This window comes from Micromonospora sp. NPDC050695, from assembly GCF_040654415.1.
GTDB lineage: Bacteria > Actinomycetota > Actinomycetes > Mycobacteriales > Micromonosporaceae > Micromonospora.
The window spans coordinates 137869-153993 of the sequence record NZ_JBFAHZ010000007.1; the positions used below are offsets into that span (position 1 = coordinate 137869).

Below are 16125 nucleotides of genomic sequence, written 5' to 3' on the forward strand. Positions count from 1 at the left end.
CCATCGTAGGGGGAGCGGCCGGCCGGGTGAAGGTCAGCCGAGGACCCGGTGCCCGGCGCGCTCCAAGGCGGCCGTGCCCTCGGCCAGCCGGACGGCCGGCACCAGCACGTAATCGGTGTCGAACGTGGAGAAGGTGACCACGCTGACCCGGGCCTCGGTGAGCGGGTCGACCAGCGCGGCCAGGGTGCCGGCGCCGGCCACCTCCGCCGGGCCGGCGACCCGCAGACAACGCCACGCCGTCTCTACCACGGCCTGCGCGGGCACCCGGTCGGTCGGGCAGATCACCGAGATCCCGTCGGCGGTCCAGCTCACGGTGATCACGTCGGCGCGGCCCAGCCCGCTCGTCAGCTCGTGCGGCAGGGCGGCGCCGGCGGCCAACCGGCACACGGCGTACTCCCCCGGCAGCAGAGCGATGTCGAGCATGAGGGCACCCTACGGCCTCGATGCGGGCCGGCCCCAGCATCGCCGCGTGCGGCGAGTGACACAACACGCCGCAGGTCAGACCTCGGAGAAGAAGGTGAGAGAGCCGGCCACGGCACCGTCGGCGTGCACCGGCGTGGAGATCGCGTCGACGGTCGCGTCGGAGCTGTCCGCCGAGGCGGCCTGCACCCGGAGCAGCCCGCGGGCGAGTCGGCCGGAGGAGAGCGCCAGCAGGGGCGGGATCTTGTCGATCTCGGCCTCGGTCAACTCGCCCCGGTTGGCGGTGAAGTCCAACAGGCGCAGCCCGCCGTCGAGCAGCGGCCGCCCGATCAGGCCGTCCGGCTCGCCGAGGCAGAGCAGCTCGCAACCGGCCGTGGAGATCGCCACCACCAGAGTGTCGGCGTCGATCAGCAGGCAGGGCTCGTCGGCCCGGCACACCGTCGAGGACCACTGACCGAAGTTGTCGAGCCCCGGCTCTGTCGAGGCCCGCGCCGCTGGCACGAACACTTCCGAGAGCGAAAGTTCGACGTGGGCCACCGAGCCTCCTATGTACACCGAGGGACTGTCCACGCTAGCGGGTCGCCGACAGAACCACCGAGCGCACCGGGTCGCCGACCGGTCTGGCTGGACCGGGGCGGCCGGTGACGGCGCGGAGACCGGTGGGGTGAACGGGGGGACCGGAGCCGCGTGGCGTCGCCGGTGACGTTACCGGTGGTGGGCCGGCTTGTCAGCGGCCGTTCGGCCCTCCTCATACCACTGGTAGTCGGCCGTTGGAGGGTACGTGCCGTTCAGCCAGGTCGCGGGGTGCTGTGCGACCCGGGACAGCTTTTCGGCGGTGGCCGGGCTGATCCGGCTGCCACCGGCCACGAGGAGCCTGTCCAACTCCCGGTGGGTTGCCATCAGGCAGTCCTTCGGGAGGCCGTAGACGCTGATCACGCCGGAGCCGACGAAGGTCAGCACCGGCGTGACCGGGACGGCCAGCCCCACGGCGTCGGACAGGGCCTTGCTGGCACGCTTGGCGTCCCGGCGGGCTTCGGCCACGTACGGCGGCCGCTTGCCGTTGATCTGGACGACGTCCCCGGCGACGAGCACGCGGGCCCGGCCGTGGTCGGCGATGGTCACCGCGAACAGGCCGCTGGGCCCGATGGCGAGGAACCCGGCGCGTTCGTCCTGGGTGCGGTCGAGCAGGACGTCCGTCATGTCGGTGCGGGGCCACTCGATGACGTGCCAGGCCGGCCCGAGATGATCGAGCTGGCCCAGCGCCCGTGCTCCGGCCACCTCCAGACGACGGGCACCGCGCTCGGCCCGACGACGGCGGGCCCACTCGAGCGGTGTCGGACGGACCGGTTCGAGAGCCCCGGGCGAATCGACGCGGGGGTGGGGCACCGCGACGGGCGGCAGTGCCCGTGCGGACGGTACGGCTCGTCGTGCGGGAAAGACAGTCATCGCGACCTCCGGCAAAAGGTCCCTCGGTTATGTCCTCACTACCCTACGTTGCCACTCCCGGTGTTCGGCAAGCCGGAGCGCCGGAGTGACTGTGGATGAATGCCATATTCATCCACAGTTCTTTTCTCGGATGCCGCCAAACCCTGCCCTACGCTGCGGGGGTGACCCACTACGTCGACAGTGAAGTCGGCCGGCTCGGCACCGTACTGCTGCACCGGCCCGGCCCGGAACTGGCCCGGCTCACCCCCCGCAACAACGACTCGCTCCTGTTCGACGCGATCCCCTGGGTGGGACGCGCCCAGGAGGAGCACGACGCGTTCGCCGCCGCGCTGCGCGACCGCGGTGTCGAGGTGCTCTACCTGGCGACCCTGCTGACCGAGACGCTGGCCGTCGCGGACGCCCGAGCCGAACTCACCGAGCAGGTGCTGCGTTCCCGGCGGCTGGGCGACACCCTGCGCGCCCGCGTCGCCGACCACCTCTCCTACCTCGACCCGGCCGCGCTGGCCGACGTGCTCACCGCCGGCCTGGCCCACGAGGAACTGCGGATCAGCTCCGAACGGCCGGGCGGGTTGGTCTACACGCTGATGGACCGGCACGACTTCGTCATCGATCCGCTGCCCAACCTGCTGTTCACCCGGGACTCGTCGCTGTGGATCGGCGACCGGGTAGGCGTCACCAGCCTCGCCATGCCGGCCCGCCGCCGGGAGACCACCATCACCGACGCCATCTATCGCCACCATCCGCGCTTCGCCGGCACCGAGTTCGTCTACCGGCCGAACCTGGAGCACCTGGAGGGCGGGGACGTCCTGCTGCTCGCCCCCGGCGTGCTGGCCGTCGGCGTGGGCGAACGGACCACCCCGGCCGGCGCGGAACGCCTCGGCCGGCAGGTCTTCGCCGCCGGGCTCGCCCACACCATCCTGGTGGTGCCGATCGCCCAGAAACGCGCCACCATGCACCTGGACACCGTCTGCACGATGGTCGACTCCGACGCCGTGCTGATGTATCCCAACATCGCCAGCACGCTCTCCGCGTACACGGTGATCGCCGGCGCGGACGGCGAGGACCCGCGGGTGGACGGCCCGGCGCCGTTCCTCCGGGCCGCCGCCGACGCGATGGACCTGGACCAGCTACGGGTCATCGACACCGGGCTGGACCCGGTGACCGCCGAACGCGAGCAGTGGGACGACGGCAACAACACCCTCGCCCTGGCGCCCCGGCTCTGCGTCGGCTACGAACGCAACACCGAGACCAACGCCCAACTGGAGCGGGCCGGCATCGAGGTGATCCCGATCGCCGGATCGGAGCTGGGCTCCGGCCGGGGCGGCCCACGCTGCATGTCCTGCCCGATCACCCGCGACCCGCTGCCCGTCGCCGGGTGAGCGGGTCGGCGGGGCTCCGCGCCGGGTGAGCGGGTCGGGCTCAGCGAAGGGTGAGCTGGCGGCCGAGCAGCCCCTGTCGGGCGCGCCGGCCGGCGGCGTCCAGCGGGTCGGTGGCGGTGAGCGCCTCCGCGTACCGCTTGGCGAACTGCGCCACCGGGTCCTCCCAGTCGGTCGCCGGAGTGTCCTCCGGCAGGTCCCAGACGGGCACCAGACGGCCGTGCGCGCGGAACATGCCGGCGAACTTGGTCTGCTCGCCGAGCGTCAGCGAGCCGGCCGCGCCGAGGCGGGCCAGCGCGTCCAGGGCGGCGTCCTCGTCCTCCGGCAGCACCCAGCGAACGTGTGCCTTCTCCGGGACCTGGCACCAGTACGCGGCCTTCGCCGCGGTCAGCCGCACGGTCGGGTAGATGGCCGCGTTCGCCCGCTCCAGGGACGCCTGGACGGTCGGGTCGTCCGCCGCGCCGGGGTCGAGCCAGAACTCGAACCCGTCGTGCATGCTGACGTCCAGCGGGCCGTCGACGAGGATGTCCTGCAGGCGGGGGCCGGGGCCGGGCAGCGGTGGGACGGCCACCGGAGCGCCCGGCTCGGTCCGCAACGCGCTCAGCAGCGCCTCGGCCAGATCCCGCGAGACGTCGCCGGACTGCTGGTGGCGTTGCAGACCGATCAGCACCCGGCCGTCCGGCTTCGTCATCGCCGGGGCGGCCATCGGCAGCACGGTGGCCAGCGTGGCGGGCCGGTCGCCGAACTCCTCGACCAGGGCGGGCGCCAGCCGCAGCGGCGCGGAGGCGGCGGGCACCAGCTCGCGCAGCGCGATCCACTCGGGCTCGTCGATGAGCCCCTCGAACGGTCGCGGCACGAAGATGTCCCGCACCTTGTCCCGACGGGGGGTGCTGTCGGCGGCGGCCCGTTGGCTCTTTCGACGCTTGCTCACGGCGTCACAGCCTAGAGGCCCGACCGGCTCGTCGTGGGCCGGACCCGCCCCGACGGGTCGTTCAGCCCGCCACCACCAGGTCGGGCCGAGGTGTGGGGGTCGGGTCGAACTCCGCCCAGACGCGCTGGCCCATGCCGTCGCGCTCGACGCCCCAGCGGGTGGCCAGGCCGGCCACGATGTGCAGCCCGCGCCCGTCCGCCGCGTCCGGGCTGGCCGTGCGCAACAGTGGGCCGGCACCCGCGCCGCCGTCGGTCACCCGCAACTGGATCCGCGGGCCCTCGGCCGAGGGCCGCAACCGCCAGGCCACCCGGACCACACCGCCCGGCAGCGGCCGGGCGTGCCGTACCGCGTTGCCCACCAGCTCGGCGAGGACCGCGATCAGATCCGCGAGAAGAGTCGGGGGTACGACGTCGGCCAGCTCGTCGGCGAGCCGGTGCCGGGCCAGCCGTGCCCCGGCGGGATGGTGGGGCACCACCACGCACCACGCCCGTTCCCTCGCTGCCGCTGCCACCGTCGCCTCCACGTCGCGCCACCGCCGGTCAACCGCGCGGTAGCCGCACCTCTGCGACCGTACCGCCGCCGGTCCTCGGACGTAGGGATACCCATCCATTCTGCTGTTCAACGATCCGGCGGACGAGATAGAGCCCGAGACCCGCTCCCGGATAGCCGCGGCGGTCGCCGGACTCGCCCTGCCAGAACCGGTCGAAGGCCCGCTCCACGTGGTCCGGGCGGATGCCGATGCCCCGGTCGCTGACCCGGAACGCCACCAGCTGACCGTCGACCCCAGCGGTGACCTCGATCGGAGAATCCGGTGGCGAGTACTTGCCGGCGTTCGTCGCCAGCTCGGTGAGCACGGTGGCGAGGCTGGGCCGGTGGCCGAGCGCCTTGGGCAGGTCGGACGGGAGACGGAGCACCAGCCGGCGGCGCAGCTCCGCCGGCTGGTCGACGACCGCGGCGCGCAGCGCCTCACCGAGGTCGAACGGGGTGGGCGGGGCGTCCCCGGGCCCCGCCTCGGCGGCCGAGGAGAGCAGCCGGTCGACGAGGCGGGCCAGCTCGTTGGCACGCTGCCCGATCACCCGGGCGGCCTGTCGCCGGTCGACGTCGGTCAGCGACTCCCAGTGGTCGGTGAGGGTGTCCGCGTACCCCTTGATGACGGTGACCGGCGTCCGTAGCTCGTGGCTGGTCACCGCGACGAACAGGTCCCGGTCGTGGTCTCGGCGCTGCTGGCCGGTGATGTCGCGGAAGGTCACCACCCGCAGCGCGCCGGGGCCGGGCAGGTCGCCGGAGGTGATCCGCAGCCACCGCCCGTCCGGCAGCAGGTGGTCGCGGACCTGGCCGGAGGGTGGCAGCGGGAACGGCAGCGGACGGCTCAGCGCCTGCTCGGCGGATCGGCCGGTGACCTGTGCGGCGGCGGGGTTCCACAGGTGGACGTGACCGTCCCGGTCGACCACGGCCAACCCGTCGGCGAGCGCCGCCGCCACCGGCCCGTCGCCGTGCACCGGCAGCCCGCTCTGGTCGCCGTACATGTGCCCGATGCAGGACGCGAGGTAGGCGACCACCCCCTGCCGCTCGGCCCCCGGCTCGTCGTCGTTCGGGTAGAGCGCGTGCAGGCTCCCGACGGTGTGCCCGTCGATCTCGGCCCGGGACACCACCATCCGGCGCAGGCCGCTGCCGGCCAGCTCACCGGCCAGTTTGCCGTTGAGGTGCTGCACCCGGACCTGGCGTACCCGCGGGCCGGACAGCAGGCAGACGGTGTCCGGGTCGTCGACGGCCAGCGGACGGCCGAGGGCCCACTCCGCCGCGCCGGTCGCGGCGATCACGCGACCGCCGGTCGGGCCGAACTCGACGAAGGCCATCCCGGTCGCGCCGAGCGCCGGCTGGGCGACCCGCAGCAGTTGGGTGAGGACGGGCAGGCCGGCGTCACCAGAATTGATCATCTCGATGACGACGGTGTGGCCGGCGATGAGAGCGGGGAAATCGATACGCTCCGGCATGTGCCGAGTCTGCCCCGTCGACCCGGATTTGGGCACCCCCGCGGGTCGCCGACGGTCAACGGTCCAGCCGGGCCAGGGCGTGCGCCGGGCGGTCGGTGATGATCCCGTCCACCCCGGCGGCCAGCACCAGCTCCAGGTCGGCCGGTTCGTTGACCGTCCAGACGTACACCTGGTTGCCGGCCGCGCGCAGCGCGGGCAGCAGGTGCGGACGGGCCCGGACCAGACCGATGCCCGGCCCGGCGATGCGGGCGCCGAACGGCAGCCGACCCAGCCGCAGCCACGGCGGCAGCACCTCCAGCAGGAGCACCGTGGGCACCGTCGGGGTCAGCTCCCGGATGCGGCGGATCGCCAGCGGGGAGAACGACATCACGGTCACCTGGACCGGGTCGTCCGGTGCCGGGTCGGCCAGCCCGTAGCGGCGTAGCAGGTCGACCAGACGCCGTTCCACGGCCGAGCCGTAGCGGGACGGGTGCTTCGTCTCCACCAGCAGCCGCACCGGGCGGCCGGCGGCCAGCACCGCCTCCAGCAGCCGGGCCAGCGTCAGCAGCCGAGTGTGCGACTCGTCCGGCGGCAGGTCACCGTCGGCCGCGCTGCCCGGATGCCAGGAACCGAAGTCCAGTGCCTCCAACTCGGCGAGGGTACGCGCGCTGACCAGACCGCGACCGTTGCTGGTGCGGTCCAGTCGCCGGTCGTGCACGCAGACCAGATGCCCGTCCCGGGTCAGCCGGACGTCGCACTCCAGGCCGTCCGCGCCCTCGTCCAGGGCACGCAGGTACGCGGCGAGGGTGTGCTCCGGCAGGTCGTACGAGGCGCCGCGGTGCGCGAAGACTTGAGGCCCGCCCATCTCGACCGCCTCAGATGACCTGGCCGGGCTGCCCGTTCGCGTCGACCACCGGGCGGCCGACGGCGGCCCACTGGCGCATCCCGCCGTCGGCGTTACGCACCTGCTCCCAGCCGTTGTTCGTCAGGTAGGCGACGACCTGGGCGGAACGGCCGCCGGAGCGGCAGATGACGGCCACCTCCCGGTCGGTCGGCACCTCCGCCAGCCGCGCCGGCAGTTCCATCATCGGCAGGTGGTGGGCGGTGGGGGCGTGGCCGGCCGCCCACTCGTCGTCCTCCCGCACGTCCAGCAGGTAGGTGTCGTCGGCGATCTCGGTCACGGGCACGGTGGGAACCTGGGGTCCGAACACAGGAAGCAACACTAGATCCTCATCGGCCGGATCGGCACCGACCGGGCCGTCGACACCGTCACAGCCGGGACACCCAGCGCGGGTTGGCCTGGGCCCAGGTGGGCACCCGTGTCCCCCGTACGGCCTCGAAGAGCCCGTTGCCCCCGTTGTCCAGGACCACGTACGACACCTCGTCGATGGTCTGCGGCGACGAGGGCACCTGGATGCCGCGCATCCCGTCGGGCGGCAGCGCGCGCAGCGCGAGGAGCAGGTCCTCGAGGGGTACGCCGTTGGTGTCGACGGTCAACGAACCGCCCACGGCCCGGAGCACCTGGTCCAGTTTGATCGGGTTGCTGCGCAGGTCCGCACTGCCGGCGCTGTCCAGCATCGCCCGGAGCAACTGCTGCTGGTGGTGCTGCCGGTCGTAGTCGCCGCCGGGCAGGTCGTAGCGCTGCCGTACGTAGTCCAGCGCCTGTGCGCCGTCCATCCGCTGGCAGCCGGTGGGGAAGACCCGGTTGGTGTGGATCGAACGGACCTCGGTGTCCACGCACATCTCCACTCCGCCGAGCAGGTCGATCACCTTGCGGAAGCCGGAGAAGTCGATCAGCGCGGCCCCGTCGAACCGGATGCCGGTGAGCCGGTTCAGGGTGCTGGACAGCAGGCGGGTGCCGGCCTGTCCGCCGCCGCCGTGCTCGTACGCCGCATTGATCTTGTCCGGGCCGCCGGTGAAGCCGTTCGCGGGTGGGATGGCGACCAGCAGGTCGCGGGGGATGGAGACCAGGTACGCCTCCCGCTGGCCGGCGGGCACGTGCACGATGAGGATGGTGTCGGAGCGTTGGTCCGGTTCGCTGCTCCCGGCGCGTCGGTCGGTGCCGACCAGCAGGTAGTTGAGCGGCCCGTCCAGGTCGGTGCGGTCGGTGCGGGCGCCGGGGTCGAGCAGTTGCTCCTTGGTCACCGTGCGGTCGTACCGGTTGGTGAGCGTCTTGAGGCCGATCACGGCGAGCCCGGCCAGCAGGACGAGGGCCAGGCCGATGCCGAGCAGGATCCGCGACCCGCGGGCGGTACGCGGCCGGGCGGATGGGGCCGTGCCGGCCCGACCCGCCGCGTTCCGTCCGGACCTGGACGTGACCGCCTCCCCGCAGCCGATACGTGAAACCTGCTCACGTAAGACTACGGAGGGTGACGGGGTCCCCGCGGTGTTTCCGCGACTTCAGGCCGCCACCGTGGCCGTCACTTGCGGGTGGACATCACCTCGGGGTGAGTGAAGATGAACTCGGCCAGTTTGTCCTGCTTGACCGCCTGGAACATCTCCATGGTCTCGGGGCTCAACGCCTCGCTGCCCTGGCCGTTGCTGTTGAAGGTGCCGTTGTTGGTCTTCAGCATGGTCAGCTCGTTCGCGGTCACCCCGCGCATGGTGAAGATCAGATCCTCGATCTTGGCACCGCCGGTGTCCAGCACGAACGCCTTGCCCGCCGCCTTGATCAGCTGGTTCAGCTTCGCCGGGTTGGTCAGCGTGCCGCCCTCGGTGGCCTTGCGGGCCATCGCCTTGATCAGCTGTTGCTGGTTCTGCTGGCGGTCGTAGTCGCCGCCGGGCAGCCCGTAGCGCTGCCGGGCGTAGTCCAGGGCCGCCCAGCCCTCCATCTGCTGGCAGCCCTTCTTGTGCACCACCGGCGTCATCTTCTTGCCGGTCTTCTTGGCGTCGGCGTTCCACATCGGCTTGCCGTCGACGAACGACATGTGCTTCGACTTGACCTCGTGGCTCACACAGATCTTGACGGTGCCGAGGGTGTCGATGACGTTCTTGAAGCCGCCGAAGTTGATGATCGCCGCGCCGTCGAAGCTGACGCCGGTGAGCCGCTTGATGGTCTGCGCCATCAGCTGGGCGCCACCCTCCCAGCCGCCGCCGTTGCGGGCCCCGGCCTGGAACGCCGCGTTGATCTTCTCGGTGCTTCCGGTGAAGCCGCTCTTCTTGAACGGCGGAATCTGGGCCTGGGTGTCGCGCGGGATGGAGATCAGGTACGCCTGATCGTGCGAGGCCGGAATGTGCAGGATGATGATGCTGTCCGAACGAACGTCGTCGGCGGCCCAGCGCTCCCGCGCGTCCACGCCGAGCAGCAGCATGTCGATCGAGCCGTCCAGGCTCGCCCCGCCCTCGGCGTCGGACTTGCCGGCCTCACCGAGCAGGTTGCGCTGGGCGATGTCACCGGTCGCCTGCCCGATCAGCACCTTGCCGCCGACGATGGCCGCGCCGCTGCTGAGCATCAGCACGGCACCGAAGATCACGGTCAGCCGCGCCCAGAGGGGATCCTTGCGTCGGCTCCGCTTCTTAGCCGGCCCACCGCCGCCCGTCCGGCCGCCACCGCCGCCGGGTGGACGCCCACCCGACCCGCCGCCCGAGCGGCCCGGCTGCACGGGTATGGACGCGCCGATCCGGCCGCTGGGGGCGGCGGACCCGGTGGACGAAGGGCGACGACTGGCCTGAACCGGCATTCGTGCTCCAGCTCGTGATCAGGAGGGGGCGGCACCACTGTACGTACATCGATTCGACTTGGCGAGTTCATCACCGGTCCATCCGGACGGCAATTTCCGCGATTCGGTCTATCGTCGCCATTCGATTGCTCAATCGGTGGGCAGGCGGTTACCCGCCGTCGCTGCCCTCCGGCGGATTGGCCTTGACCCAGTCCGCCATGGTGTCGGCCGACATCGCGCGGTACATCGCCAACGCCTTCTCCCGGTCGGAAACCACCACCGACTCGCCGTCGATCGTGTCGCTGCCCGAGTTCGGGCTGGTGACGAAGGTGAGGTTCTGCCCACGCAGGTTGCGGAACTGCAGCGCCATGTCTGTAACCGAGAAACCCTGGTCCACGGTTACGGCCGCGGTCACCGACTGGAGGAAGTCGTTGAGCTTTTTCGGGTTCGCCAGCGTGCCCGTGCTCGCCGCCTTGTCCATCAGAGCGCGGAGAAACTCCTGCTGGTGCCGCATGCGGGCGAAGTCCCCGTCCGGGAACTGCTTGCGCTGCCGGATCCAGTCCAGTGCCTCCGCGCCGTCCATGTGGTTGGTGCCCTTGGTGAACGTCCGGTACGGCTTGTGGATCGAGGTGATGGTCCGCTCCACCTTCAGGTCCACCCCGCCGAGGGCGTCGGTGACCTCCTTGAAACCGCCGAAGTCGATCGCCATCACGTGGTCGATCCGCACGTCGGTGAAGCACTCCACGGTGCGTACCGCCAGCGGCAGCCCACCGAACGCGAACGCCGCGTTGATCTTCGCGCGTTGACCGGAGCCGCAGTCGGCGCCGGCGCTCTTCGGGATCGGCACGTACAGGTCACGGGGGATGGAGACCAGGTAGGCCGACTGGTGATCGGCCGGGATGTGCATCACGATGATCGTGTCGGCCCGCCACTGGCTCTTGGTGTCGACCGGCGCGTCCGGATCGCGCGAGTCGCTGCCGACCAGCAGGATGTTCAGCGCGCCCTCGACGGACTTGACCGGCCGCCCCCCGGTGATCTCCGCGAACGGGTCGGTGCGGGCCAGGTCACCGTCGAGGTTGCGGGCGTACAGCCACGCGCCGACGCCACCGAGCAGCGCGAGGACCAGCACCGCCACCCCGGCCACCAGGCCGATCCGACCCCAGCGCGGCCGGGGACCGCGCCGGCCCGACCCGCCGTTGCCACCCGGGCCGACGGGTCCTCTCGGCCCCACCGGGCCACCAGGGCGGAGCTGCTCCTCGTCGGGTGACGGGTACCAGCGTGCCTCGGTCGGGCGGGCACGCCCGGAGGCGCCCCGGCCGGGGCCGGGCACCGAGGCGCGCCCGGCGCTGCGGTGCAGGTGCGGGTGCGGAACGCCGGCAGACGATGTCGCTGACATGTAACTCAGGGTACGTAGCGGGAGCCAATCCCGCCTTCAGGCGACACTCAGCGATCGGCCGTCCGCTGCCGACCGGTTACCCTAGCCGCGCCCGGAAGTACTCGATCGTGCGTCGCAGGCCGTCCTCGGGTGCCACGGTCGGCTCGTATCCGAGCAGTTCCCGGGCGAGAGTCAGGTCCGGTCGACGCATCTCGGGGTCGTCCGCGCTGCGGGTGATGTAGGTCACCTGGGAGCTGCTGTCGGAGAGCGACACGATCAACTCGGCGAGTTGCCGCATGGACATCTCGTGTTCGGTGCCGCAGTTGACCGGGCCGGTCTCGGTCGAGTCGAGCAGCAGCAGGATGCCGCGCACCAGGTCCTCGACGAAGCAGATGGACCGGGTCTGGTTGCCGGTGCCGTGCACGGTGATCGGCTCGCCGCGCAGCGCCTGGGAGATGAAGGTGGGGATGGCGCGGCCGTCGTCCGGGCGCATCCGCGGGCCGTACGTGTTGAAGATCCGGACGATCGCCGCGTCGAGCCCGCGGTAGCGGTGGTACGCCATCGTGGCCGCCTCGGAGAAGCGCTTCGCCTCGTCGTAGACGCTGCGTACCCCGATGGGGTTGACGTTGCCCCAGTAGGTTTCGCGCTGCGGGTGCTCCTTCGGGTCCCCGTACGCCTCGGAGGTGGAGGCCATCAGGAACCGGGCGCCGTCGGCCGTCGCGCGCTCCAGCAGGTGCAGGGTGCCCACCGAGCCGACCCGCAGGATCTCCACCGGCAGTTGGGCGAAGTCGGTGGGGCTGGCCGGCGAGGCCATGTGCAGGATCGCGTCGAACCGCTCGGCCAGCGCCGGGTGGTGGGTCGGCAGGCCATCGGAGATGTCCGCCTCGACCAGGGTGAAGGTTGGCCGGTCCAGCAGGTGGGCGACGTTCTCCTTGGAGCCGGTGACGAAGTTGTCCAGGGCCACCACCGTGCAACCGCGGGCGATCAGGGCGTCCACCAGGTGCGACGGGACGAAACCGGCCCCACCGGTGACGAGGACACGGTGACCGGGACCGAAGCGCTCAGCAACCTTCATGCCGGTCAGCCTACCGACCGCCGTGAACAGCAAGAGGCCCCCTGTTGACGCGTGGCGTCGACAGGGGGCCCGATGCGTCGATCAGTGTGCGCCCGAGCCGGTGAGGGCACGCACCTCCAGCTCCGCGTACTTGTCCTCGTCGTGCTCCTTGGAGATGAGGGTGCCGATCCACCCGCAGAGGAAGCCGAACGGGATGGAGATGATGCCCGGGTTGGACAGCGGGAACCACTGCCAGTCGTGGTCCGGGAACATCGAGGTCGCGGCGCCCGAGACCACCGGTGAGAAGAACACCAGCAGTACGGCCGAGAGCAGACCGCCGTAGATCGCCCACACCGCGCCGGAGGTGTTGAACCGCCGCCAGAACAGGCTGTAGAGGATCGCCGGCAGGTTGCCCGAGGCGGCGACCGCGAAGGCCAACGCCACCAGGAACGCTACGTTCAGGTTCTGTGCGTAGATCGACAGCAGGATGGAGATCGCGCCGATCACCAGGGCGGAGATCCGGGCGACCCGTACCTCCTGCCGCTCCGACGCCTCGCCCCTCTTCACGACGTTCGCGTAGAAGTCGTGCGCCAGGCTGGACGACGAGGCCAGGGTCAATCCGGCGACCACCGCCAGGATGGTGGCGAAGGCGACCGCCGCGATGATCGCCAACAGGGCGGCGCCACCCAGGTCGCCGCCGAAGAAGTCGATACCGAGCGCCTCGGCCAGCTGTGGTGCCGCCGTGTTGCCGGCCTTGTCCTGCGCGGTGATCGCCTGGCTGCCCACCAGCGCCGCCGCACCGAAGCCGAGGGCCAGGGTGAGCAGGTAGAAGGTGCCGATGATGCCGATCGCCCAGAGCACGCTCTTGCGGGCCGCCTTGGCGGTCGGCACGGTGTAGAAGCGGATCAGGATGTGCGGCAGGCCGGCCGTGCCGAGCACCAGGGCGATGCCCAGGGACAGCAGGTCGACCTTGTTGTAGAAGGTCTGTGTCGCGTTACCGGCCACTTCCACGCCGTACCGCAGCCCGGGTTCGAGGAAGGCGCTGCCCTTGCCGGAGGAGGCGGCGGCGTCGCCGAGCAGCGACGACAGGTTGAACTTGTACTTCGCCAGCACCAGCAGGGTCATCAGGAGCGCGCCACCCATCAGCAGGAACGCCTTGACGATCTGCACGTAGGTGGTGCCCTTCATGCCACCCACGGTGACGTAGATGATCATCAGGGCGCCGACCATGATGATGGTGGCCACCTTGGCGGTGGCCGCGTCCATGCCGAGGAAGGTCGTCCCCGGCCGGATGCCGAGCAGCAGCGCGACCAGCGCGCCGGCGCCCACCATCTGCGCCAACAGGTAGAAGATCGACACCGTGATGGTGGAGACCGCCGCGGCCGTCCGCACCGGCCGCTGGCGCATCCGGAACGCCAGCACGTCGGCCATCGTGTACCGGCCCGAGTTGCGCAGCAGTTCCGCCACCAGCAGCAGCGCCACCAGCCAGGCGACCAGGAAGCCGATCGAGTAGAGGAAGCCGTCGTAGCCGTAGAGCGCGATGATGCCGGCGATGCCGAGGAACGAGGCGGCCGACATGTAGTCGCCACCGATCGCCATGCCGTTCTGGAATCCGGAGAACGACCGGCCGCCCGCGTAGAAGTCGGTCGCCGTCTTGGTCTGCCGGCTGGCCCAGATGGTGATGGCCAGGGTCACCGCCACGAAGACCAGGAACAGCGTGATGGTCAGGTTGCGGGCGGTGTGGTTGCCCGCCTCGGCAGCGAGGAGCAGGTCAGCCGCGTGGACCGTTGTCATGGGTCACCTCCCCGATCTCGGCACGGATGCGGTCGGCGACCGGATCGATCTTCCGGTTCGCGTACCGCGAGTACAGCCAGGCGATCAGGAACGTGGAGACGAACTGGAGCAGGCCGAAGACCAGCGCGACGTTGATGTTGCTGCCGAACAGCTTCGTGCCCATGAAGTCCCGGGCGTACGCGGAGAGAATGACGTAGAGCGCATACCACAGGAAGAACGCGACGGTCATCGGGAAGACGAAGCCGCGCAGCGCACGCCGCAGCCCGGCGAACTCGTCCGACCGTTGTACGGCCAGGTACTTGTCCGACTGGGAAGCGGCCGGAGCGGGTGTGTCCGTGGACATCTGTGGATCACCACCTTCACAGGCGTCAGGGGAGTTTCGCGCACCGTAGAGAGCGCGCTCCCCGCCGGGAAAGGCCGAGATCGACCCCGGTCGGCGAGTGCGCTGAGCGGTTGACTGGCTGCGCCGAGTGACCCAGATCACCCCGGTGACCGGTCGATCGACTCTGGTGATCGTGCGGCCGCCCGCTCAGCCCGGCAGCTCGTGGTAGCGACCCCGGTAGTGCAGCAGCGGAGAAGTGTCCTCGGCCAGGTCGACCGCCTCAATGGTGGCCTCCACCAGCAGTGCCCAGCCGTACTCCCGGGCCGTGTCCAGCCGGCAGCCCACCCAGCCGCCGGCGTCCCCCGGCACCGGCCCGTACGGCGTGTCGGTCCACGTACCGGTGGCGAAGAGCCCGCCCGGGGAGGGGAAGAGGCCGGCGAACCGGTCGGCGAGCTGCCGGTGTGGCGGGCCGAGCGGCGCGACCGCGAACCGACCCGCGTCCTCGACGGCCGCCCACAGGTCGGACTCCGCGTCGATTAGACCGAGCAGCCGATTCGGTTCGCCCTCGGCGACCAGAGTGGACGATACGGTCAGCCCGGCCGGCCCCGGCGCCGTCCAGAGCGTCACCGGCGCGGCGAGGCGACCGCGCAGCCGGCGGACCGGCGACCGCTGCCCGGTCGGCACGGCGAACGGATCGGTGTGGTGGATCTCGGCACCCGGCTCATGATTCACGTGAAACATTGTGCCGCCCCGACCCCGCGCCCAACCCAGGAAGCGCTGGTGCAGGTCGGCGGGGCGCCCGTTGAGCAGGGCGAGCTGATCGCCCGCCTCCGCCATCATCGTGCCCAGGTAGACCAGCAGCCCGGTGCGGTCGTGCCGGTACTCGGCGAGCAGCGCCAGTCGGGCCGGCTGGCACGGCCAGGGCGCGCCACAGCTGCGACACCGCCAGAGCGGCCGCATCGGCAGGTGCGGCCGGCTCACCACCGTGCTCCAGCCGGCGTGCCCGGCCGGCCGCCGCTCGGCTTGGTCGGGGGCGGGCAACTCCCGATTGAACGTGATGCCTGTGAGTCATAAATATGCCGCACAGTCATCACGTTCGTGGTGGCATGACGGTCCCCGCCGCGACCGGCCGCACACGTCACCACCGGCCACGGTTCGCCCGCCAGGTCTGCGCCGGCGTCAGCCAGCCGGCCCGACCTGGTCGCGGCACGGCGACCGTCGGCCCGTCCGCCCAGGTGGGTGGTCGATTCGGCGGGCCCGCCGACCACCCCGATCCGGTCGCGCCCGGCACTGTCGCCGGTGCCGCGGCCTTCCCCTTCCGGTACGACCACCGCGCCCCGATCCTGCCCCGGATGAACCCGGCCATGGCTGATCTCCTCCCGGTCGACGGGGCCGCCCCGACGGGGGATGACCGGGGCGGCCCGGACGCTGGACCGGCCGCCGGGACATCGCCTCCACCGGCCGGGCCGCGCGTCCTCCACCCTGGACGCCCGGCCGTGGGCAGGGGAGGATTCCAGGGCTTACTACTCAGCGCGGTCACGTACTTACCGGAGAGGTAAGGATGAACATCGAGATGTGGGTGCGGGCGTTGAAGGCCGCCCGAGCCGGTGCCGAGATGTCCCAGGAGGCGTTGGCGACGGCCACCCGATGGAGTCCCTCCACGGTGGCGGCCATCGAGACCGGTCGGCGTCGACCGACCATGGAGTTCGCGGTCGCCGCCGCCGACGCCCTCGCCACCGGCGGCCTCCTCGCCGAACTACTCAGGGCCGCAGACA

16 protein-coding genes and 1 pseudogene are annotated in these 16125 nt (G+C 71.4%); 2 read left to right on the forward strand and 15 right to left on the reverse strand.

Features of this window, described 5'->3' with window-relative positions:
• Nucleotides 1–33: 33 nt before the first annotated feature.
• The 3 genes from AB0H52_RS07605 to AB0H52_RS07615 form a co-directional block, all read right to left on the reverse strand.
• Nucleotides 34–423, reverse strand: a complete 390-nt coding sequence (locus tag AB0H52_RS07605; protein WP_357945887.1) for an ACT domain-containing protein — start codon at nt 421–423, stop codon at nt 34–36.
• 75 nt (nt 424–498) lie between these two features.
• On the reverse strand, nt 499–957 hold the full coding sequence (locus AB0H52_RS07610) for a hypothetical protein (protein WP_151488922.1): 459 nt from the start codon (nt 955–957) through the stop codon (nt 499–501).
• Nucleotides 958–1125: 168 nt separating this feature from the next.
• The gene (locus AB0H52_RS07615; RefSeq protein WP_357945890.1) at nt 1126–1866 is read right to left on the reverse strand and encodes a hypothetical protein; all 741 of its coding nucleotides are present in this window, start codon (nt 1864–1866) and stop codon (nt 1126–1128) included.
• A 161-nt stretch (nt 1867–2027) separates the two neighbouring features.
• On the opposite strand from AB0H52_RS07615, the gene AB0H52_RS07620 reads away from it, so the two are divergent.
• Nucleotides 2028–3245: an arginine deiminase gene (locus AB0H52_RS07620; protein WP_357945893.1), complete on the forward strand. Its 1218-nt coding sequence runs from the start codon at nt 2028–2030 to the stop codon at nt 3243–3245.
• A 40-nt stretch (nt 3246–3285) separates the two neighbouring features.
• On the opposite strand, the gene AB0H52_RS07625 is transcribed toward AB0H52_RS07620, so the two are convergent.
• The 12 genes from AB0H52_RS07625 to AB0H52_RS07680 all read right to left on the reverse strand — a co-directional run bounded on the left by AB0H52_RS07625 (nt 3286) and on the right by AB0H52_RS07680 (nt 15310).
• Nucleotides 3286–4173 (reverse strand): DUF5926 family protein, encoded by an 888-nt coding sequence (locus tag AB0H52_RS07625; protein ID WP_151488919.1) that lies wholly within the window; start codon nt 4171–4173, stop codon nt 3286–3288.
• Nucleotides 4174–4234: 61 nt separating this feature from the next.
• Nucleotides 4235–4651: an ATP-binding protein gene (locus tag AB0H52_RS07630; protein ID WP_225854223.1), complete on the reverse strand. Its 417-nt coding sequence runs from the start codon at nt 4649–4651 to the stop codon at nt 4235–4237.
• Between the two features lie 61 nt (nt 4652–4712).
• Nucleotides 4713–6167, reverse strand: coding sequence for an ATP-binding protein (locus AB0H52_RS07635; protein ID WP_357945896.1), 1455 nt, complete (start codon nt 6165–6167; stop codon nt 4713–4715).
• Between the two features lie 55 nt (nt 6168–6222).
• Nucleotides 6223–7011 carry a glycerophosphodiester phosphodiesterase family protein gene (locus AB0H52_RS07640; protein ID WP_357945899.1) on the reverse strand — a complete coding sequence of 263 codons (789 nt, stop codon included), beginning with the start codon at nt 7009–7011 and terminating at the stop codon, nt 6223–6225.
• 10 nt (nt 7012–7021) lie between these two features.
• Nucleotides 7022–7357 carry a rhodanese-like domain-containing protein gene (locus AB0H52_RS07645; RefSeq protein ID WP_151488915.1) on the reverse strand — a complete coding sequence of 112 codons (336 nt, stop codon included), beginning with the start codon at nt 7355–7357 and terminating at the stop codon, nt 7022–7024.
• Between the two features lie 58 nt (nt 7358–7415).
• On the reverse strand, nt 7416–8333 hold the full coding sequence (locus tag AB0H52_RS07650) for an LCP family protein (RefSeq protein ID WP_278125603.1): 918 nt from the start codon (nt 8331–8333) through the stop codon (nt 7416–7418).
• Nucleotides 8334–8566: 233 nt separating this feature from the next.
• Nucleotides 8567–9619 (reverse strand): LCP family protein, encoded by a 1053-nt coding sequence (locus tag AB0H52_RS07655; RefSeq protein ID WP_225854219.1) that lies wholly within the window; start codon nt 9617–9619, stop codon nt 8567–8569.
• Nucleotides 9620–9974: 355 nt separating this feature from the next.
• Nucleotides 9975–11201, reverse strand: coding sequence for an LCP family protein (locus AB0H52_RS07660; RefSeq protein WP_151488912.1), 1227 nt, complete (start codon nt 11199–11201; stop codon nt 9975–9977).
• Between the two features lie 76 nt (nt 11202–11277).
• Complete coding sequence (locus AB0H52_RS07665; RefSeq protein WP_151488911.1) at nt 11278–12255, reverse strand: NAD-dependent epimerase/dehydratase family protein; 978 nt, start codon at nt 12253–12255, stop codon at nt 11278–11280.
• An 81-nt stretch (nt 12256–12336) separates the two neighbouring features.
• The gene (locus AB0H52_RS07670) at nt 12337–14028 is read right to left on the reverse strand and encodes a cation acetate symporter (protein ID WP_151488910.1); all 1692 of its coding nucleotides are present in this window, start codon (nt 14026–14028) and stop codon (nt 12337–12339) included.
• Nucleotides 14006–14371: a DUF485 domain-containing protein gene (locus tag AB0H52_RS07675; RefSeq protein WP_357945905.1), complete on the reverse strand. Its 366-nt coding sequence runs from the start codon at nt 14369–14371 to the stop codon at nt 14006–14008. The genes AB0H52_RS07670 and AB0H52_RS07675 overlap by 23 nt, the downstream gene beginning before the upstream one ends.
• A gap of 186 nt (nt 14372–14557) precedes the next feature.
• Nucleotides 14558–15310 carry a flavin reductase family protein gene (locus AB0H52_RS07680; RefSeq protein WP_151488930.1) on the reverse strand — a complete coding sequence of 251 codons (753 nt, stop codon included), beginning with the start codon at nt 15308–15310 and terminating at the stop codon, nt 14558–14560.
• Between the two features lie 655 nt (nt 15311–15965).
• Between AB0H52_RS07680 and AB0H52_RS07685 the strand changes: the two are divergent.
• Nucleotides 15966–16046, forward strand: a pseudogene (locus tag AB0H52_RS07685) (helix-turn-helix transcriptional regulator); the annotation flags it as partial.
• Between the last annotated feature and the right edge of the window lie 79 nt (nt 16047–16125).